General features: G+C 69.9%; 17 protein-coding genes and 2 pseudogenes. 9 read left to right on the top strand and 10 right to left on the bottom strand.

All coding sequences use genetic code 11. The features are described 5' to 3' along the window. Positions 1-105: 105 nt before the first annotated feature. Together ACZ55A_RS33150 and ACZ55A_RS33145 are read right to left on the bottom strand one after the other, a co-directional pair. Positions 106-513, bottom strand: a complete 408-nt coding sequence (locus ACZ55A_RS33150) for a LysE family translocator (protein ID WP_468848110.1) — start codon at positions 511-513, stop codon at positions 106-108. A gap of 87 nt (positions 514-600) precedes the next feature. Then, on the bottom strand, positions 601-1,191 hold the full coding sequence (locus ACZ55A_RS33145; RefSeq protein ID WP_468848108.1) for a hypothetical protein: 591 nt from the start codon (positions 1,189-1,191) through the stop codon (positions 601-603). A 557-nt stretch (positions 1,192-1,748) separates the two neighbouring features. On the opposite strand from ACZ55A_RS33145, the gene ACZ55A_RS33140 reads away from it, so the two are divergent. The 3 genes and pseudogenes from ACZ55A_RS33140 to ACZ55A_RS33130 form a co-directional block, all read left to right on the top strand. Then, entirely contained in the window at positions 1,749-3,449 is a 1,701-nt protein-coding gene (locus ACZ55A_RS33140; RefSeq protein WP_468848106.1) for a sensor histidine kinase, read from the top strand. Then, on the top strand, positions 3,442-4,140 hold the full coding sequence (locus ACZ55A_RS33135; protein WP_468848103.1) for a response regulator: 699 nt from the start codon (positions 3,442-3,444) through the stop codon (positions 4,138-4,140). Before ACZ55A_RS33140 ends, ACZ55A_RS33135 begins: the two co-directional genes overlap by 8 nt. Positions 4,141-4,344: 204 nt before the next feature. Further along, positions 4,345-4,698 (top strand): annotated as a pseudogene (locus ACZ55A_RS33130) (ATP-binding cassette domain-containing protein); the annotation flags it as partial. Here ACZ55A_RS33130 and ACZ55A_RS33125 read toward each other — a convergent pair. Then, the gene (locus ACZ55A_RS33125; RefSeq protein WP_468848100.1) at positions 4,620-5,204 is read right to left on the bottom strand and encodes a VOC family protein; all 585 of its coding nucleotides are present in this window, start codon (positions 5,202-5,204) and stop codon (positions 4,620-4,622) included. The pseudogene ACZ55A_RS33130 and the gene ACZ55A_RS33125 overlap by 79 nt on opposite strands. Before the next feature lie 305 nt (positions 5,205-5,509). On the opposite strand from ACZ55A_RS33125, the gene ACZ55A_RS33120 reads away from it, so the two are divergent. Then, on the top strand, positions 5,510-5,992 hold the full coding sequence (locus tag ACZ55A_RS33120) for a hypothetical protein (RefSeq protein WP_468848098.1): 483 nt from the start codon (positions 5,510-5,512) through the stop codon (positions 5,990-5,992). A gap of 108 nt (positions 5,993-6,100) precedes the next feature. Here ACZ55A_RS33120 and ACZ55A_RS33115 read toward each other — a convergent pair whose 3' ends face one another. After that, the gene (locus tag ACZ55A_RS33115) at positions 6,101-6,580 is read right to left on the bottom strand and encodes an urease accessory protein UreD (protein ID WP_468848095.1); all 480 of its coding nucleotides are present in this window, start codon (positions 6,578-6,580) and stop codon (positions 6,101-6,103) included. Between the two features lie 301 nt (positions 6,581-6,881). Continuing rightward, positions 6,882-7,877 (bottom strand): LysR substrate-binding domain-containing protein, encoded by a 996-nt coding sequence (locus tag ACZ55A_RS33110; protein ID WP_468848092.1) that lies wholly within the window; start codon positions 7,875-7,877, stop codon positions 6,882-6,884. A 71-nt stretch (positions 7,878-7,948) separates the two neighbouring features. Here ACZ55A_RS33110 and ACZ55A_RS33105 point away from each other — a divergent pair, with 71 nt between their 5' ends. Continuing rightward, complete coding sequence (locus ACZ55A_RS33105) at positions 7,949-8,863, top strand: 4-hydroxy-tetrahydrodipicolinate synthase family protein (protein WP_468848090.1); 915 nt, start codon at positions 7,949-7,951, stop codon at positions 8,861-8,863. An 85-nt stretch (positions 8,864-8,948) separates the two neighbouring features. After that, positions 8,949-9,323, top strand: a complete 375-nt coding sequence (locus ACZ55A_RS33100) for a transposase (protein ID WP_468848087.1) — start codon at positions 8,949-8,951, stop codon at positions 9,321-9,323. Positions 9,324-9,441: 118 nt separating this feature from the next. Here ACZ55A_RS33100 and ACZ55A_RS33095 read toward each other — a convergent pair whose 3' ends face one another. Continuing rightward, on the bottom strand, positions 9,442-9,978 hold the full coding sequence (locus ACZ55A_RS33095) for an Lrp/AsnC family transcriptional regulator (protein ID WP_468848085.1): 537 nt from the start codon (positions 9,976-9,978) through the stop codon (positions 9,442-9,444). Between the two features lie 60 nt (positions 9,979-10,038). Here ACZ55A_RS33095 and ACZ55A_RS33090 point away from each other — a divergent pair, with 60 nt between their 5' ends. Further along, the gene (locus tag ACZ55A_RS33090; protein ID WP_468848082.1) at positions 10,039-11,304 is read left to right on the top strand and encodes a trans-sulfuration enzyme family protein; all 1,266 of its coding nucleotides are present in this window, start codon (positions 10,039-10,041) and stop codon (positions 11,302-11,304) included. Positions 11,305-11,408: 104 nt separating this feature from the next. Here ACZ55A_RS33090 and ACZ55A_RS33085 read toward each other — a convergent pair. Continuing rightward, a pseudogene (locus ACZ55A_RS33085) lies at positions 11,409-11,748 on the bottom strand (transposase); the annotation flags it as partial. Between the two features lie 48 nt (positions 11,749-11,796). Between ACZ55A_RS33085 and ACZ55A_RS33080 the strand changes: the two are divergent. Further along, positions 11,797-12,090: a hypothetical protein gene (locus tag ACZ55A_RS33080; RefSeq protein ID WP_468848080.1), complete on the top strand. Its 294-nt coding sequence runs from the start codon at positions 11,797-11,799 to the stop codon at positions 12,088-12,090. A 247-nt stretch (positions 12,091-12,337) separates the two neighbouring features. On the opposite strand, the gene adh is transcribed toward ACZ55A_RS33080, so the two are convergent. The 3 genes from adh to ACZ55A_RS33065 all read right to left on the bottom strand — a co-directional run bounded on the left by adh (position 12,338) and on the right by ACZ55A_RS33065 (position 16,691). Beyond that, entirely contained in the window at positions 12,338-13,861 is a 1,524-nt protein-coding gene (adh, locus tag ACZ55A_RS33075) for an aldehyde dehydrogenase (protein ID WP_468848078.1), read from the bottom strand. A 67-nt stretch (positions 13,862-13,928) separates the two neighbouring features. Further along, the gene (locus ACZ55A_RS33070; RefSeq protein ID WP_468848076.1) at positions 13,929-15,242 is read right to left on the bottom strand and encodes a GAF domain-containing protein; all 1,314 of its coding nucleotides are present in this window, start codon (positions 15,240-15,242) and stop codon (positions 13,929-13,931) included. A gap of 177 nt (positions 15,243-15,419) precedes the next feature. After that, entirely contained in the window at positions 15,420-16,691 is a 1,272-nt protein-coding gene (locus ACZ55A_RS33065; RefSeq protein WP_468848073.1) for a glycoside hydrolase family 18 protein, read from the bottom strand. A 377-nt stretch (positions 16,692-17,068) separates the two neighbouring features. Here ACZ55A_RS33065 and ACZ55A_RS33060 point away from each other — a divergent pair, with 377 nt between their 5' ends. Continuing rightward, the gene (locus ACZ55A_RS33060; RefSeq protein ID WP_468848071.1) at positions 17,069-18,241 is read left to right on the top strand and encodes an acyl-CoA dehydrogenase family protein; all 1,173 of its coding nucleotides are present in this window, start codon (positions 17,069-17,071) and stop codon (positions 18,239-18,241) included. The last annotated feature ends 212 nt before the right edge of the window (positions 18,242-18,453 follow it).

The raw sequence follows: 18,453 nt of genomic DNA, 5'->3' as shown, positions 1-18,453 counted from the left end.
GGCAACAAGGTCCCCACTTGAGGCAGTTGCCCGTGCTCGGTCCGTTGAACAGGGCATCGGGCAGAGTGAACGCCGTGATGGCGCCAGCTCGCTTGCTCGTTGGCCTCAGGAGCTGTCCCTGAGGAGGGTCACGGCGAAGCAGAGGAACGCGATTCCGCTGACTTGCTCCATGCGGCGTCGGAAGGACGGTCGCCTGACGCGCTCGCCCAGCGACGAAGCGACGCCGGAGATCAACCAGTACCAGATCGCCAACTCGGCAATGTCGATCGCTGTGAGCAGGATCGTGGCTCCGAACACCGGTGTCCCCTCGGGGATGAACTGCGGCATGAGGCTCAGGTAGAAGATGCCGGCTTTCGGATTGAGCAGATTGGTCGCAAGACCAGCGCGGAAAGCGGCAATCCACTTGCCTGGGAGCGGAGTAGTGGGATGCTCGGCCGTCAAGTGACCGACCAGCTCGCCGGCCTCGTCCTTCGAGCCTTTTGCTGTGTTGGCTGACTGGCCAAGGAGGGCCACCGCTCCGCAGCCCAATCGTGGTGGGCGCGATGACCCGGATGTCCATCACAGACCTGCGTAGTCCCCGCCGCAGCGATAGTCAGCAGATCACTCCCCGGCGGGGCGGGGCGGCATCCAGTGGTCGACCTTGAAGTCGCCCTTCTCCAAGGTCTCAAAGGGGGCGGAGCCCAGGCACTTGCCGACGCTGTTCTTCGGCAGGCCGTCTATGGCCCAGCTGTAACCCAGCTGGTCCTTCGTGCCCTTGCCCTTGTCCAGGACGGTGAAGCCGAACCGCTTGGCCTTCAGATCGCCGATCTGGGGCAGGCCCGGTGCGTTCTTGAAGTGCGACTCGGTCACGATGCCGGTGGCGATGGCAACCGGGCCGCCGGTCAGCAGACAGTCGATACGGCCCTTCATGTAGCCGCCCCAGTTCTTCCCGACGTGGTGGCTGACGTAGAACGTGCCGCGCGCCTTGTCCGCGAAGCCGTGGGCGTTGAAGGTGAAGTGCACATTGTCGCCCGGCTGGCGCTTGAGCTTGGCGGAGCCCGTGAGCGAGGGTTCATCGACGGTGTGCCGGGCGGCCTGCGGCCCGCTCTGGACGGCTGCGGCCGGCCCCGTCAGGCCCAGGGTCAGCGCGGTCGCCGTACACGCGGCGAGAGCCGTGGCGACCGTGACGAGGGGGCGACGCATTCCGGTCATTCTTCCTCCATAGGGATGCAAAGGAGTGGAACTGGTGCAGCAAGGAGGGATGTCCTGCTGATCTCCACGGTCCTCTTAGCCGTTTCGCCAGGCGTCGTTCCACAGAAGGAATGGCCTCCGCCGAGCGGCGGAACCGGGGCGGGCCGAGGACCGACACCTGGCACAAGCGCGCCTGACGTCACGACACCTCGAACAGGTTTATGGCGAGGCCGACCCGTCGGCATGCACGATGTGGTCGATGCGGGCCGTTGACGCGTACTTCCTGATGGGCGGCGCACTGTTCGCTACAGCCCTCCGAGACTTCCTGTGCTCCGCAGAGGACGGCCGGTAGCGGCACGGGTCTTGAACCCCTACCTCGTTGGGGCGTTGGGCTCGGTGGGGCCCGGGGTGGTGTTGGGAGGGTTGGGGGAGCGGGTTGGCTCCCAATGCTGCTCCCGGCGGGAAGGGGGCGGCCGAAGGTTCGGAGGTGAAGACGTGGGGCTCTGCCTTCCGGTAGAGGCGGGATCGTCCGCAAGGCGCAGGGAGCCCCCGGGGCGAAGGCCCCGATAATCGGCGTTATGTCATCCAGCGCACCGACCGTCACCGAGCAGCGCCCTGCCCGACGTCTCTTCGCGAGGCCCGGAGAGGACGGACGGCAGCTGTGGCGGGCCGTGGGCGAGGCGGTTCTGGCCGGGGCGCTTGTGCTGCTCACCCACCAGGGTGAGACGTGGATCAACGCCACTCTGGTGGGCGGGGTTCCGGCGCTGGGAGTCTTCGGCGTCGCGCTGGTGCTGGTGCGGCGCCGGTTCCCGGTGGCCAGTGTGGTCGGGCTGGCCGCCCTGATGGGGGTGGCGCCCACCGCGGCGCTGCTGACCGCGGTGGCCGCCTATTCCGCGACCCGGCGGTTGGAGACGCCCCGGTGGCGCGTCGGGGTGTTGCTCGGGGCGGCTGGCTTGGCGATGGTGGCCTGTGCGGCGTTCGCGCCCCTGGTGGGGCTGGGCAGCTGGCTGTTCGGTCTTGCGCTGGGTGCGGTGCTTGCCGTGACCACGATCGTGGTGCCTGGGCTGGTGGGTGCCGCTGCGGGGCAGCAGGACCGGCTGTTGCGGGCGTTGCGGGAGCGTACGGCCGCCGCGGAGGAGGCGCGGCGGTTGGCGGACAGTGAGGCGCGTGTGCGTGAGCGGTCGCGGATCGCGGCGGAGATGCATGACTTGGTCGGGCACCGGCTGAGCCTGGTCTCGCTGCACTCGGGCGGCCTGGAGATGGCGCTGTGCAAGGAGGCGCCGGGGTTGCAGGACGAGGCGGCTGTGGTGGGCCGTGCCGCCCGTGATGCGATGCAGGAGTTGCGGGCGGTGCTGGGGGTTCTGGGCCCGTTGGGGCGGGATACCGGCACCGATGCGCTGACCGATGCGACGGGTACCCGCGCGGATGTCGAGGCGCTGGTCGAGGAGTCGCGCGGTGTCGGCATTCCCGTCGAGTTCTCATGGGACGGGGTCGATCTCGATGCTCGGCCGGCGCGGGTGCGTCGGGCGGTGCATCGGGTGGTGCGGGAGTCGCTGACCAATGTCCACCGGTACGCGGCCGGGGCCCATGTGACCGTTGCCGTCACGCACACCGACGAGCGGGTGCTCGTCAAGGTACGCAACGGCGTGCCGCCCGTCCCGCCCGCCGCCGTGACGGGACTCGGCACTGGGCGCGGGCTGGCCGGGCTGCGGGAGCGGGTGGCGCTGCTCGGTGGTGGCCTGGAGGCGGGGCGCACGCCTGGTGGCGGGTTCGCCGTGGTGGCCGATATCCCCGCCGAGCCAGGGCCCGGCGCGGAGAGGGCGGGAGCGGCGCCGGACGACGACAGGTCGGCCGTCGGCGAAGGGCCGGGCAGTGGTTTCTCCGCTCTCCAGCGGCGTGTTGCCGGTGCTGTCACGGGGCTGCTGGGCCTGGCGGGGCTGGGCCTCATGATGCTGTTCGGGTTCGTGCTGGTGGACCATTCACGGTACGACCTCGCATATCAGCGCCCCGAAAAGCCCCGGGTGGGGATGGAGCGGGAGCAGGTGGAGCGGGCAGTGGGAGCGGACGATGACATGGCGCGGGCGGGCGCAGCCGGACGTGAGCCGCCGCGGCCGGCTTCCGCGACGGACTGCATGTACCCGTACGGGGCCGAGAACGTCAAGGGCGGGCGGGTGGGGATCGTCCGCTACTGCTTCCGGTCCGACACCCTGATCGCGATCGACCGTTTCACCGTCCCGGTGGTGACCGAACCGTCCCAAGAGAGAAGGACGCATGACTGACCAGGTGCCTGACCAGGCCAACTTCGCTGGCTCCGGGGCGGGTTCCGCACTCCGGGTGCTGCTCGCCGACGACGAGGAGATGATCCGGCACGGTATCCGGCTGATCCTCCGGCATACGGAGGGCATCGAGGTGGTGGGCGAGGCGGTCAACGGCGCCGAGGCCGTCCGGCTGGCCGCCGAGCACCGGCCCGACGTGGTGCTCCTCGACATCCGCATGCCCGTACTCGACGGGCTCGCGGCCGTCGAACCGCTGGTGGCCCTCGACCCCAAGCCGCAGGTGGTCATGCTCACCACCTTCGGCGACGACGAGAACGTCACCCGCGCCCTGCGGGCCGGCGCCACCGGCTTCCTGCTGAAGGACGAGGGGCCGCAAGAGCTGATCAGTGCGGTACGGGCCGCGGCTGCGGGAGATGCGGTGCTCTCTCCCGGTGTCACCGGGGCCGTGATCCGGCGCATGCTGAGCGGCGGTGGGGCCGGCGCCCCGGCGAACAGGCTGGCGGGGCTGACCGGCCGGGAGCGGGAAGTGCTGGTCACGCTGGGGGAGGGGCTGTCGAACCCGGAGATCGGCGAGCGGCTCGGCATCGGTGTGGGGACGGTCAAGAGCCATGTCCGGTCGATTCTGGAGAAGACGGGGTGCGGCAGCCGGGTGCAGGCGGGGCTGCTGGCGCACCAGGCCGGGCTCATGGGCTGAAGCACCTGGCTGAGGCCGCCTGCTCTGTCTCCGGGTAGAGCTGTCGGCTCTGTCCATCGGTAGAGGGCCGTGGTCCGTGGGGGCGACGCGGCAGCGGTGGGTCCGCCTGTCGGCAGGCGGCGGATTCGCGACCTGAGGGCGACGGATTCGGGGGTGTGGCGCGGCCACGATGGGCGGGAGTTCGCACCCCTTCCAGGAGTTCCCATGTCGCAGGCCGCCACCCTCGCCCTCGGCCTCAAGTCCCCCTCCGGCGTTGCCGCCTGCGCGACGGGGCTGACCAAGGTCTATGGCGAGGGCGAGACCCGCGTCGTCGCCCTCGATTCGGTGACCGTGGAGTTCGGGCGCGGCAGGTTCACCGCGATCATGGGGCCGTCCGGTTCCGGCAAGTCGACACTGATGCACTGCATGGCCGGGCTCGACACCATCTCCGGGGGATCGGCCATGATCGGTGACACCGAGCTGTCGCGCCTGAGCGACCGTCAGCTCACCAGGCTCCGCCGGGAGAAGATCGGCTTCGTCTTCCAGGCGTTCAATCTGCTGCCCACGCTGGATGCCCTGTTCCGTGCCCCCTTCGCCGCCGCAGGCGGTCCCATCACCAGCGAGACCGTACTGGCGGACCTCCGGCGCAGCCGGACACCCCAGTCGTGGGATTCGACCGCGTGCCAGTCCGCCTGGGGCCGCCAGAAGGCCGACTGTGCGTAGCGATCTTCCTCCGCGACGTCGAGGCAGATCGCGACGAGGCCGGAGTCGGCAAGCACGCCGGGGTGACCGGGACGCAGCACACAGAACTCGTTGCCCTCCGGATCGGCCAGCACGTCCCACGGGATGTCCCCCTGGCCGATGTCGACCCGCGTCGCACCGAGTGTGAGCAAGCGCGCCACCTCGGCCTCCCAGTCCGGCCCGCCGGCCAGGTCGAGGTGGAGTCGGTTCTTGTGCGCCGTCTTCGGCTTCGCGGTCGGCACGAACCGCAGTTGCAGGCCACCCGTCTGGCCCCGCGTCGCCTCCGACCAGAAGCGGTCCATACGCGCGACATCCAGCGCGTCGATCACGATCCCAGTCAGCATCCCATTCCCCCCAAGCCCTGAAACTGTCGCCTGCTCATTGTGGCCGCCGCTGTCGGTGTCAGCGCTGGGGCCCAGGTCGGGAGCACGCGTCCCGGACACCCTGCCGACCATTGCCCAGCACAAGACCAGCAGTTCAACTCATTCTGAAACGATCAGTGAGCGCTTGCGCTGGGACGGCCGGCCCGCCATCCGCCGCCTCCAGTGATGCGTTTGCCAGTCGGTCGTAAGCTGACGCGATCACAGTGCTACCGAGCACTGGACGAAGGTCGGCGCCGACTGGTCCGGATACCGAATGAGGAAGATGCATGCAGGGCGAACCAATAGTCGGACGGCGCTGGTCGAACTACCGGTTGTGGCTTGTCATCCCCGCATCAGGGATGGCAGCCGTCTGGCTCGCTCTCCACGAGCGCGCGCCCGCTGCGGTTCCGTCGCCCCAGTTCTACATCCTGTGTGGAACCCCAGGATCCCTGAAGGCGCTCTCCTTGGCTTCGGTCCTGTTCATCGTCACTGCCGCGGCCGTGTCTGTCACCGGAACGGTCAGGGCCGTCAGAAGACCCTCACGCCGTCCCCTGCGTCCGATGCTTCACCTGGCCGTGGCACTCATTCTCCTGGTGGGAGCGGACAGCGTGGACTACCTCGGAAGCGGCATCGCCTACCGCGCGGCGGTGAACAGCGGCGCGAACATCGCCACCTGCGAAGGTGCCTACCATGTCACGCCAGGCTGGTTCTTCTTCCTCACCCCGGAAGACCGCGAGCAGTGGCACAGCCGCGCAGTCGAGCCCAGGTGATCCATTTGCCGGTCGCTTTAAGTCGGCTTCAGGCTCCTGCTGCGAGTAGTCCTGATTGGGCGTTCGGTTCTCCCGTCTTCGCGCCCTATTTGAGGGGGGTGAGCTGCACTACTCGCCGAGGGCGTGTCTGAGTGCTTCGTCGAGTAGCTCTCGCAGGGCCGAGGAGGTCGGTGCGACGGCGGTGGCGAGCAATGCCGGGCCGCTGGCCAACGGCGCGAGGACCGCACAGCCGTCCTTGGCCTCTTCACGGAGCAGGATGGGGGCGGCACGCCTGACGTCCAGCTCTGGGTCCACGACGAGGAGTTGGCCGACGGCGCGGTGTCCGTCCAGGACCGCGGGGCCGTCCCAGCCGGGCGCTGGGTCTCCGTAGGCGGTGTGCTGGTCGAGCAGCGGGCGGCCGGCGTGGTGGACCCGGATGCGGCTGACGAGGTGGCCCGGCTTCTCGTTGGCTCTGCCCAGGATTTGCTCCTCGCACAGCAGCAGTCGCGAGGTCGCGGCGAGGTTGGCGGTGTAGGTCTGGTGCTTCGCCCAGAACCCCTTCGGCGTCCAGTTCGCCCTCGACAACCAGGGGCACGTGGTGCGCTTCAACCCGGAAACCGCCGAACGCACCATCCTCGGTAACAGCCTGGAAGACTGGGCACAGTGGCTCCTGGCCGACCCCGACGTGCACGGTGCCCGCGCCTTCGCCACGAGTTGGCAGGATCCAGGGCTTCGTCGAAGGCGGCGAGATGAGCCTGCGCGGCTGAGTCGTCATCGCGGTCGAGGACGATGGGTATGCGTTCGGCCGGGCGGCGGTGGCCTGGTTCCAGGGGTTGGTCCTCGGGCGGCTCGGCTGCTGGGCGAGTGCGGCTCGGCGGCATCCAGCCGTTCGCGGATCTGGGGTTCGCAGTCAACTCGCTGGCTCGGCCTCGGCGCCCTGCTCCAGCAACGCCCGTGCAGAGTCCGCGTGGCGCATCGCGGTCTTCTCATCCAGTCCTGAACCAATCATGGAGCTCACTGCCGTTCTTGCCGCGGTCACGAAAGCGGCGATCGCCGGATGGGTACCGCCGCCCGCCCGGAAGGCGACCTTTGATCGACGGAACAACGGCAACTTGGTCAACACCACGCCTGAGGGGCTTTGCGCAGTGGCCATCTCCGGCACAAATCCGGCCCCTTGCCCGGTGGCGGCCAGGGCCAGCACTGTGCGGAAATCGTTGACCTGGTGGCGAATTCTCGGCTGGAACCCGGCCGCCTGGCAGGCGCGTACGGCCATCGCGTGACCGGTCGTGCCGTCCCGTGCGGTTATCCACGGGGCCTCGGCATAGGGTCCGAGCAGCTCTGCCAGCGTGTCGCTGCGGCCGGTGTTCTTGGTCGCGGTACTGCTGACGAGGTACATCGGCTCTTCCAGCAGGGGCACCTCGTCCACTGTGGTGTCCGGTGACGCGGGTACGAAGTCGTAGTCGTGGACAAGGGCCACGTCGAGTTCGCCGGCTCGCAGGCCGTCGGAGACGCGGGCAGAGTCGATCTCTTGCACCATCGGTTCCAGTGCGGGATGCCGTTGGGTCAGCTCGGCCAGCGTGGCGGGCACGATGGTGTGGCCGCCGGAGGGGAAGGTACCGATACGTAGCGGCCCGCCGATGCCGTCCCGCGCGCCGGCCAGCTCGGCAACCGCCAGCTCGAGGCGTTCCAGCACGGCATCGGCATGTGCGACGAGGGACCGGCCTGCGGGCGTGAGGATCACACGCCTGCCGCTGCGTTCCAGCAAGGCCACGCCTGCCTCGCGTTCCAGCACACCCAGCTGCTGGGAGACGGCGGATGCGGTGAAGGTCAGCGCTTCGGCCACGGCGGCGATCGTGCCCCGCCGGTCCAGCTCGCGAAGCAGGTGGAGACGACGAACATCAAGCATAAGTTCAGCTTAGGTATAAAGGTAGAAATCAGAAATGGATCTACCTGGTCAGTGTGAGCCAGGGTTGGACCATGAAGCCCAATCCCATCTTCAATGGCCTGTATGTCCCCTTGGTGACTCCGTTCACCAACGACCTGCGCTTGGCCCCCGATGCGCTGGCCCGACTCGCCGACGAGGCGCTGTCGGCAGACGCCTCCGGACTCGTTGCCCTCGGCACCACCGCGGAATCGGCCACGTTGACCGCGGAGGAGAAGCGGACTGTGGTGCGCATCTGCTCGGCCGCCTGCCGGGCACACGGCGCTCCGTTGATCGTCGGGGTCGGCACCAATGACACCGCCGCCGCCATCACCTCGCTGCGCGAGCTAGCGGCCACCGGCGACGTAGCTGCGGCGCTGGTTCCCGCGCCGCCCTACATCCGGCCTGGTGAAGCGGGGACACTCGCGCACTTCACCGCGCTTGCCGAGCACGGCGGCATCCCGCTGATCGTGTACGACATCCCCTACCGCACGGGACAGACTCTCGGCGTCGGCACGATCGCAGAACTCAGCCGCCTGCCAGGGGTCGTCGGAATCAAGCACGCGACCGGCGCGATCGACGCGACCACGGTGGAGTTGCTCGGCAGCCCCCCGCCCGGCTTCGCCGTGCTCGGCGGCGACGACGTCGTCCTGTCACCGCTGGTCGCGGCGGGCGCCCACGGCGGAATCGTCGCATCGGCCAATGTGCGCACCGCCGACTACGTCGAACTGATCTCGTTGTGGCGTCGCGGCTCCGGTGTACCCGCCCGCAGGCTCGGAGCCGAGCTGGCCCGGTTGTCCGCTGCCCTCTTCGCCGAACCGAACCCGACAGTGATCAAGGGAGTACTGCACGCTCAGGAACGCATTCCCAGCCCGGCCGTCCGGATGCCGTTGCTGGCCGCCTCCACCAGTACGGTCCGCCGAGCGGCGCTCCTGGCCAGCAGCCGTGCACACCACGCGGTCCCAGCCTGACTTCGAGCGAAGGAGCGTGTGCGGCTGGTCAGCCTGACGGGTCACTCCAGCCGCTCGTCGGGGGCGTAGGCGATTTAGGGGCCGTTTGGGGTTGTGGCGGTTCCGCACTGGCAGTCAATGGCGAGAGATGCCCGAGGAGTTCGGGGCCTGGCAGACGGTCTACGGCCGCTTCACCCAGTGGCGCGACGTCAGCGTGTTCGCCGCGCTGATGGACGGGGTGATCGCCGAGGCAGCCCGGCGCGGCCAGGCGGACGTGTCCCTGATCAGCGTGGACTCCACGGTGGCTTGCGCCCCTCACGACGCGGCCCGGATGGTGGTGGAACCGGAGGTCCTCGCGGCGCTGGAAGAGGCCGTGGCCCAGGAAAAGGGGCGGTCGCCGGCCGTGACGGCAAGGGGGAGCACCCACATGGATACAGCGTTCATGGGTCTCACCTCCTCGGGCGGTGTCACGGTCGACTGAAAGCTATCGGAACGATCATCGTCCCTCCAGCCCTTTTCCCCGCCCACATGGTCACCACCCCAGACCGGCCCCAGTAGGCGGTCTCGTGCCGTGGCTCCGGCTTGGGCCGGTATACGCATCAGGCCCCGGGGTTCCCGGGGGCCTGATGGTCGACGGTGGTCGTGGGGGCGGGAGCGCCGTCGGGCGAGGGCGGCAGCAGCGGGCCGCAGTCCCACTGCTGGAAGATCAACCGGGTCTCGACGCGCGCCACTTCGGGCCGTGAGGTGAACCCGTCGAGGACGAGCCGCTGAAGATCCGACATGTCCGCGACCGCGACATGGACGAGATAGTCGTCGGGCCCGGTCAGATGGAAGACCGTAATGGACTCCGGCAGCGCCCGGATCCGCTCCACGAACGGCCCCACCAACTCCCGCCGATGCGGCCTGACCTGCACGGACAGCAGTGCCTCCAGGCCCCGGCCCAGCTTCGCCGGGTCCAGCCGCAGCTGATGGCCGAGAATCACTCCTGAGCGGCGCAGCCTGGTTACCCGGTCCAGACAGGTCGAAGGCGCGACACCGACCTGCGCGGCGAGATCGCGGTACGTCATCCGTGCGTCGTTCTGCAGCAGCCGCAGCAGATGGAGATCCACCGGATCCAGTACGACAGAATCGGCCATATATCGAACGTAACACGGGATCCGGCGCTCGGACCCCGCTCGGTGTTCAGACTCCTGACCATGGACTCCGGCAGCTTTGACGCATACGACGTACCGGCCGACCCGCAGGGAACCGGCCATGATCCCGACGGCACCGGTCGTCGTGTCCCAGGCGTGCCCGCACCCCGGGCGATCGCCACCGAGGCGGTGCACGCCGGGCGGGACGACCTCGCGCGACAGGGGGTGCACGCTCCGCCGATCGACCTGTCCACGACCTACCCCTCGTACGACAGCCGGGGCGAGGCCGCCCGGATAGACGCCTTCGCGGCCGACGGTGCCGAACCGGAGGGCCCGCCCGTCTACGGCCGCCTCGGCAACCCGACCGTCGCCCGCTTCGAGACCGCCCTCGCGCGTCTTGAGGGCACCGAGAGCGCGGTCGCGTTCGCCACCGGGATGGCCGCGCTGAGCGCCGTGCTGCTCGTACGCAACGCGATGGGCCTGCGCCATGTCGTCGCCGTACGACCGCTGTACGGATGCAGCGATCACCTGCTCACCGCAGGGCTGCTGGGCTCCGAGGTGACCTGGGTCGACCCCGCAGGCATCGCGGACGCGCTGCGCCCCGACACCGGCCTGGTGATGGTCGAAAGCCCGGCCAACCCGACCCTCGCCGAACTCGATCTGAGAGCCGTCGCGCACGCTTGCGGTTCCGTCCCGCTGCTCGCCGACAACACCTTCGCCACCCCCGTGCTGCAACGCCCCGTCGAGCAGGGAGCCCGTCTCGTCCTGCACAGCGCCACCAAGTACCTGGGCGGCCACGGAGACGTCATGGGCGGCGTGGTGGCCTGCGACGAGGAGTTCGCCGGACGGCTGCGCCAGGTGCGGTTCGCCACGGGCGGAGTGCTGCATCCGCTCGCGGGCTACCTGCTGCTCCGTGGTCTGTCGACGCTGCCCGTACGGGTCCGAGCCGCGTCCTCGAACGCGGCGGAGCTGGCCGGTCGGCTCGCCGCCGACCCACGCGTCACCCGCGTCCACTACCCGCGCATCGGAGGCGCCATGGTCGCCTTCGAGGTAGCCGGCGACCCCCACGACGTCATCGCGGGCGTCCGACTGATCACCCCGGCCGTGAGCCTCGGCAGCGTCGACACCCTCATCCAGCACCCCGCGTCCATCAGCCACCGCATCGTGGACGCCGACGACCGCCGCGGCGCGGGAGTCAGCGACCGGCTGCTGCGGCTCTCGGTGGGGTTGGAGGACGTGGAGGATCTGTGGGCCGACCTCGACCGGGCGTTGGGGACGGCGCCGGGGTCGGGCAGGGGCCTCCGGGAAGCGGCGGTCGCGAACAGGTAGAACCGCAGACGACGACCGGGCCGGTCGTCGTGTGCGGTCGGGACCTGGTACTGCAACTGCGTTTGAGGCGACGAGGCGGTAGTTCTATGGCTATGGCCTCGTCGTTCCTCGATGGCCCAGCAGGTGCCGGCGACGGCGATGAGGTCATCGAGTGTGGCATCGGCGGGGCGTAGGCGATGTAGTAGGCGATCTCGTGCGGGGCGTGAGGCTGCGGCGGGCCAGGACCCAGTGCCGGCGGTCCGGACGGTGCCAGGGACTGACCTCGGTGGGCCCCGTCGTAGATGCGCATCGGAGGCGCCATGGTCGCCAGTCCACCATGGCCTCGGCCATCTGCCGTTCCGTCGCGAACTCGACCTCATCACCTATGCCTGCGGCCCGGCACCGCGGCCGGTCCTCGGCCCAGGACTTCGGCAGATACAGGGCCCGGCCGACCAGGGTGCGGCCCAAAACACCTTCGCCACGGACAGTCTTGGCCCATACAGTGCCGAAGGCATGACGGCTCTTGAATCCTTCGCCTTCGTGCGCCACGTCGACGGGCTTCGCTACCGCTTCGAACGCGACGGCGAGCGCCACGATCGACCTGCCTACCGCCGAACGGACGGGCAAGTGTGGTGTGTCTGGGGACCGGACGACGGCTGGCACTGCGAGATCGCCGACGGCCTTGTCACCGCACATCCCCTGAACAGCGACGGTAACGAACTCGAACCCCCCGCCACCGTCTGGCGCAGCTTCAAGGGCGACCGGTCCTACCTCTACGACCTCCGCCCCCTCGAACTCGAAGCGTGATCCGCCGGACAGGGCCTAGCTGTCCCGCTCGGGCCTGTGCGGTTCGCCGGGGTCCTGCGTGATCGCCCCGCGGCGTGACCGCGCGGCCCGTACGCTCTCCTCCAGCGCGGCCATCAAGTCCATGGGTTCGACTTCGGCAGGGGCTGGTGTCCGCGGCGGTTCGATGCCTTCGAGGCCAGCAGTGGGACGAGTGCGACACAAGGCGCCTGCCGGGCATCTTCCCTGGTCAGGCGCCCTTTCTTTGCGTCTAGAAGAAGCCGAGCTTCTTCGGTGAGTAGGAGACCAGCAGGTTTTTCGTCTGCTGGTAGTGGTCCAGCATCATCTTGTGGGTCTCCCGGCCGATGCCGGACTGCTTGTAGCCGCCGAAGGCTGCGTGGGCGGGGTAGGCGTGGTAGCAGTTGGTCCATACGCGGCCGGCCTGGATGGCGCGGCCGGCGCGGTAGGCGGTGGAGCCGTCGCGGGTCCAGACGCCGGCGCCCAGGCCGTAGAGGGTGTCGTTGGCGAGGTCCATCGCGTCGTCGAAGTCGTTGAAGGGGGCGACCACGACGACCGGGCCGAAGATCTCCTCCTGGAAGACCCGCATGGAGTTGTTGCCTTCGAAGATGGTGGGGCGGACGTAGTAGCCGCCCTCCAGTTCGCCGCCGAGTTCGGCCCGGGTGCCGCCGGTCAGGATGCGGGCGCCCTCCTTCTGACCGATGTCGAGGTAGGAGAGGATCTTCTCCAGCTGGTCGTTGGAGGCCTGCGCGCCGATCATGGTGTCGGTGTCCAGCGGATGGCCCTGGACGATCTTCTCGGTACGGGCCACCCCGGCTGCCAGGAAGTCGTCGTAGTGCCCGCGTTGGATCAGGGCGCGGGAGGGGCAGGTGCAGACTTCGCCCTGGTTGAGGGCGAACATGGTGAAGCCTTCCAGGGCCTTGTCGTGGAAGTCGTCCATCGTGGACGAGACGTCGTCGAAGAAGATGTTGGGGCTCTTGCCGCCCAGTTCGAGCGTTACCGGGCGCAGATGCTCGGACGCGTACTGCATGATCAGGCGGCCGGTTGTGGTCTCGCCGGTGAAGGCGACCTTGGCGACCCGGGGGCTGGAGGCGAGCGGTTTGCCGGCCTCGACGCCGAACCCGTTGACGATGTTGACCACGCCCGGCGGCAGCAGATCCGCGATCAGGCTCATCCAGAAGTGGACCGACGCGGGGGTCTGTTCGGCCGGTTTCAGGACCACCGCGTTGCCGGCGGCCAGTGCCGGGGCGAGCTTCCAAGTGGCCATCAGGACGGGGAAGTTCCAGGGGATGATCTGGGCGACCACGCCCAGCGGCTCGTGGAAGTGGTAGGCGACGGTGTCCTCGTCGATCTCCGACAGGGAGCCTTCCTGGGCGCGGATGGCGCCCGCGAAGTAGCGGAAGTGGTCGATGGCGAGGGGGATGTCGGCCGCCAGGGTCTCCCGTACGGGCTTGCCGTTCTCCCAGCTCTCGGCGACCGCCAGCGCCTCCAGGTGGTGCTCCATCCGGTCGGCGATCTTGTTGAGGACGGCGGCGCGCTCGGCGGCCGGGGTGCGGGCCCAGCCGGGGGCGGCGGCGTGCGCGGCGTCCAGCGCGCGCTCGACGTCCTCGGCAGTGCCGCGCGCCACCTCGCAGAAGGGCTGTCCGTTGACCGGTGTCGGGTTCTCGAAGTACCGGCCCTGTGCGGGTGCCACGAACTCACCGCCGATCCAGTGGTCGTAGCGCGGCAGATAGCTCATGACGGCATCGGCGGAACCCGGGCTGGCGTAACGGGCCATGGGGCGGCCTCCCAATCGCTCTCGGCGCGGTGCCCGCCACTCCCGTGCGACGGGCGCTGTGCGCAGGCTAGGCGCGCCGAGGTTGCGCCGACGTTGCGACGCGCGCGGCGGCCGGTGTCCTCGTCGCCCCGCCGGTCAGGCCGTACGCGGCGCGCAGCCGGTCGGCGGTGGCGCTCGGGGAGGTACGGGCCGGGGAGCGCGGCGGCAGGGCGTCCACCAGGGTCTCGAAGATCTCCAGGTCGTGCTCGCCCCAGGGCGTTCGGGACCACTCGCGCAGCAGTTCGGGGTCGCGCGCGGCCAGCAGTGTGCACCGCATCCGGTCCGCCAGCGCCTCGCGCAGCCGCCGTACGCCGGGTGCCTCGGACAGTGGCAGCAGCGGACCGCGGTAGGTGCCCAGCGCGGCGCGTGGGTCCCCGGCCGCCAACTGCTCCTCGACCGTGGTCAGATCGGTCTCGACGGGGCGGCTGAGCCGGTACGGACGCGAGTGCAGCAGCGCGCCCACCAGCTGCCGCAGCCGGGACAGCTCGGCCCGCAGCGTCACCGGGCGCACCTCGCGCTCCCCGTACAGCAGCAGGGAGAGCTGATCGCCCGTCAGGCCGTCCGGGTGCCGGGCCAGCAGCAGCATGATCTCGCTGTGCCGGCGCCCGAGCCGCAACCGTTCGCCGTCCACGACCAGCAGTGCCTCGTCCCGGCCGAGCGCCGACAGGAAGACCCCCAACTCCGGCATCCGGGAGGCGAGATGGGCCTCGGCGGCGCGGGCCGTGGCCTGCACCAGTGCCAGGCTGTGCGGGCTCGCCAGATGGTCGCCGCCGGTGATGTCCACCGCGCCCAGCAGCCGTCCGGTCCGCGGATCGTGCAGCGGTGCCGCGGCGCACGTCCAGCGCTGCACCTGCCGGTTGTAGTGCTCGGCCGCGAAGATCTGTACGGCGTGATCGGCGGCGAGCGCGGTGCCCGGCGCATTGGTACCGGCGTGCCGCTCGTCCCACCGGGCGCCGACGACGAAGTTCATCCGCTCCGCGCTGCGCCGCACCCCGGGGTGCCCCTCCACCCACAGCAGCCGCCCCTGGGGATCGCAGACGGCCAGCAGATGCGCCCCGTCCTGCGCGAAGCTGCCCAGCAGCTCCCGGAAGACGGGCATCGCGCGGGCCAGCGGGTGTGCCTCGCGGTAGGCGCGCAGCGCGGCCTCGTCCAGCTCGATGGGGGCGGCCCCGTCCGAGGCGGCACGGGCGTCGGCCGAGCGGCGCCAGGAGTCGGCGACCACCTGACGGACCGGCGGCGCCACGGTCCCGTCGGTCAGGAACGCCGCATGGGCCCGGCGCACCGTACGGGCGCGTTCCACCGGGTCGGCACCGGCCTCCATCGCGAGCCAAGGGTTGACCACGCGTCACCTCTTCATTACAGCTTCTGCCCTCGTACGGCGATGGTGCTCGTACGGGGGCGGAGCCGTAAAGTCCGCATGGTGCGCTGCGGTGCGCCGGGGGCGCCGCGGGGCCGCCCGGACATGCGGGCGGGCGGGAGGCCGCCACCTCCCGCCCGCCCGGTTCCAGTACCTGCGCGGCTATGTGATCGCCTTGATCAGCTCACCGCCGGTGGTGTCACCGCTCAGCTCCCAGAAGAACGTGCCGCCCAGGCCCTGCGCGTCCTTGAAGGCCATCTTCGTGCCGATGGTCTCCGGGGTGTCATAACTCCACCACTGGTCACCGCACTTGGCGTAGGCGGTGCCGCCCACCTTGCCGGTGGCCGGGCAGCGGGTCTTGAGCACCTTGTAGTCGTCGATCCCGGCCTCGTACTTGCCCGGTGCCGCGCCGGTCGCGCTACCGCCCGGTGCGTCCTGGGTGACGCCCGACCAGCCGCGGCCGTAGAAGCCGATGCCCAGCAGCAGCTTCTCCGCGGGAATGCCGAGGCCCTTGAGCTTGGCGACGGTGTCGGTGGTGTTGAAGCCGGCCTTCGGGATGCCGTTGTACGACGAGAGCGGGGAGTGGGGCGCCGTCGGTCCCTTGGCGTCCCAGGCGCCGAAGTAGTCGTACGTCATCGGGTTGTACCAGTCGACGTACTTGGCCGCTCCCGCATAGTCCGCTGCGTCGATCTTGCCGCCGGCCGAGGCGTCCGCGGTGATCGCCGCGGTCACCAGATTGTTCCCGCCGAACTTCTCCCGCAGCGCCTTCATGACGCCTGTGAACGCGTCCTTGCCGCTGGTGTCGCAGGTCAGACCACAGGCGTTGGGGTACTCCCAGTCGATGTCGATACCGTCGAAGACGTCCGCCCAGCGCTTGTCCTCGACCAGGTCGTAGCAGGACTGGGCGAAGGCGGCCGGGGTCTTGGCGGCCTCGCCGAAGCCGCCCGACCAGGTCCAGCCGCCGAACGACCAGATCACCTTGAGGTCAGGGTGCAGCTTCTTGAGCTTTCTGAGCTGGTTGAAGTTGCCGCGCAGTGCGCCGTTGTCCCAGGTGTCCGCCTGGCCGTCGACGCTCTGGTCGGCGGTGTAGGCCTTGTCGTAGTCGGCGTAGGAGTCGCCGATGGCGCACTTGCCGCCCTGGACGTTGCCGAAGGCGTAGTTGATGTGCGTCAGCTTGCCCGCCGAACCGGACGTCTCGATGTTCTTGACGTGGTAATTGCGGTCGTAGACACCCCAGTTGGTGAAGTATCCGACGACCTTGCCGCCCGCCGTGGCGGGTGCGGAGGTGGTTGCGGTGCCCGGCTTCGTGGGGGTGCCGGCCGGGTGGGCGGTGGCCTGGCCGGCGAGCAGGGTGCCGGCCAGCGCCGCGGTACACAGCGCGGTGGCGGCGGCGATCACCCTGCGTGGTGCGCGTATCCGGTGCGGTCTGAGCATGTCGTCTCCTCGGAGGGGGGCGAGGGAGGGCGTCTGGACCCGTTGAGCCTGACCTGCGTTCCGAATTGGCATGAACGCGTTGAACGTTGAAGGAGAAGGTAGAAGGACTAGACCAGTGAGTCAATGGTTCGGACCAATTTCATCGGTGCGGGGCAGCGGATTCCCGGGGCGGCCGGGCAGAGGGCCGGATCCCTGAGCCGATGATGATCAACCCGTGACGCGGGGGCTCCGATCGGGCATACTCCTAGCGCCACAGCCGCAGGTCATCGCCCACCGAGACCCGGAAAGCGATCATCGGCCTGGCACCACGAAACCGGCGCCGCCGCCCACCCCGCGCGCGCGTCGCCGCAGCGCCCGACAGGGAGGAGAGCGCCGCCATGAACGAGTACGGCCCCCGGCCGGTGGACCGCAGGTTGCCCACGGAGGAAGCCCGCGATCTGTTGACCCTCGTACGCGAGCTCGCCGAGCGCGAGATCAGGCCCACGGCAGCCGAGGAGGAAGAGGCCGGCCGCTTCCCCCGCGAGACCTTCGCCCTGCTGTCCGAGGCCGGCCTGCTCTCCCTGCCCTACGACGAGGAATTCGGTGGCGGCGGCCAGCCCTACGAGGTCTACCTCCAGGTCGTGGAGGAGCTCGCGGCCGCACGGCTGACGGTCGGCCTCGGCGTCAGCGTCCATACGCTCGCCTGCCACGCGCTCGCCGGATTCGGCACCAAGGAGCAGCGCGCCGAACACCTCCCCGCCATGCTCGGCGGTGGGCTCCTCGGTGCCTACTGCCTCTCCGAGCCCTCCGCCGGCTCCGACGCGGCCTCCCTGACCACCCGCGCCACCCGCGAGGGCGAGACCTGGACCCTGGACGGCACCAAGGCCTGGACCACCCACGGCGGGGTGGCCGACTTCTACACCGTCCTGGCCCGCACCGGCGGCAGGGGCGCCCATGGCATCACCGCCTTCCTGGTCCCCGGCGATGCCGAGGGTCTGAGCGCCGCGGCGCCCGAACGCAAGATGGGCATGAAGGGCTCCCCGACGGCCCAGCTGCACTTCGACGGCGTGCGCATCCCCGACTCCCGACGCATCGGCGAGGAGGGCCAGGGCTTCGCCATCGCCCTCTCCGCCCTCGACTCCGGGCGCCTGGGCATCGCGGCCTGCGCCATGGGCGTCGCCCAGGCGGCGCTGGACGAGGCGCTGGCGTACACCGCCGAGCGGCAGCAGTTCGGCCGGCCGATCGCCGACTTCCAGGGCCTGCGCTTCATGCTCGCCGACATGGCCACCCAGATCGAGGCCGGCCGCGCGCTCTACCTCACCGCCGCCCGGCTGCGCGACGCCGGCCTGCCGTTCTCCAAGGAGGCGGCGATGTCCAAGCTCTTCTGCACGGACACCGCGATGCGGGTCACCACCGACGCCGTCCAGCTCCTCGGCGGCTACGGCTACACCCTCGACTTCCCGGCCGAGCGCTATATGCGCGAGGCCAAGGTCCTCCAGATCGTCGAGGGCACCAACCAGATCCAGCGCATGGTCATCGCCCGCCACCTCGCGGGCCCCGAAACGCGCTGAGCGGGAGCCGGGGCGGGGGAGGGGAGGGGGCCGCTCTCCCCGCCCCGGCCCCGCCCCGGCGCGCACGGCGCCGGACTCCGTCGCCTAACTCAGCCGGCCGGTCCCTGTCAGCAGAGCCGTGCCTCCCCTTTGTCGCTCCGGCCCTTTGTAGCTCCGGCCGGCAGGGGTCTGGCCGTCCGGTCGCTAGCTGACGTACCGTCAACTCCCGCTGC

The sequence above is a fragment of the Streptomyces sp. NPDC034111 genome, assembly GCF_055575375.1.
This window is presented reverse-complemented; position numbering and strand designations above follow the sequence as displayed.

Bases quoted from the DNA above. Each gene is read 5' to 3' on its own strand.
- ACZ55A_RS33145 (WP_468848108.1), bottom strand. From the start codon at position 1,191: ATGACCGGAATGCGTCGCCCCCTCGTCACGGTCGCCACGGCTCTCGCC.
- ACZ55A_RS33140 (WP_468848106.1), top strand. From the start codon at position 1,749: ATGTCATCCAGCGCACCGACCGTCACCGAGCAGCGCCCTGCCCGACGT.
- ACZ55A_RS33135 (WP_468848103.1), top strand. From the start codon at position 3,442: ATGACTGACCAGGTGCCTGACCAGGCCAACTTCGCTGGCTCCGGGGCG.
- ACZ55A_RS33125 (WP_468848100.1), bottom strand. From the start codon at position 5,204: ATGCTGACTGGGATCGTGATCGACGCGCTGGATGTCGCGCGTATGGAC.
- ACZ55A_RS33120 (WP_468848098.1), top strand. From the start codon at position 5,510: ATGCAGGGCGAACCAATAGTCGGACGGCGCTGGTCGAACTACCGGTTG.
- ACZ55A_RS33110 (WP_468848092.1), bottom strand. From the start codon at position 7,877: ATGCTTGATGTTCGTCGTCTCCACCTGCTTCGCGAGCTGGACCGGCGG.
- ACZ55A_RS33105 (WP_468848090.1), top strand. From the start codon at position 7,949: ATGAAGCCCAATCCCATCTTCAATGGCCTGTATGTCCCCTTGGTGACT.
- ACZ55A_RS33095 (WP_468848085.1), bottom strand. From the start codon at position 9,978: ATGGCCGATTCTGTCGTACTGGATCCGGTGGATCTCCATCTGCTGCGG.
- ACZ55A_RS33090 (WP_468848082.1), top strand. From the start codon at position 10,039: ATGGACTCCGGCAGCTTTGACGCATACGACGTACCGGCCGACCCGCAG.
- ACZ55A_RS33080 (WP_468848080.1), top strand. From the start codon at position 11,797: ATGACGGCTCTTGAATCCTTCGCCTTCGTGCGCCACGTCGACGGGCTT.
- adh (WP_468848078.1), bottom strand. From the start codon at position 13,861: ATGGCCCGTTACGCCAGCCCGGGTTCCGCCGATGCCGTCATGAGCTAT.
- ACZ55A_RS33065 (WP_468848073.1), bottom strand. From the start codon at position 16,691: ATGCTCAGACCGCACCGGATACGCGCACCACGCAGGGTGATCGCCGCC.
- ACZ55A_RS33060 (WP_468848071.1), top strand. From the start codon at position 17,069: ATGAACGAGTACGGCCCCCGGCCGGTGGACCGCAGGTTGCCCACGGAG.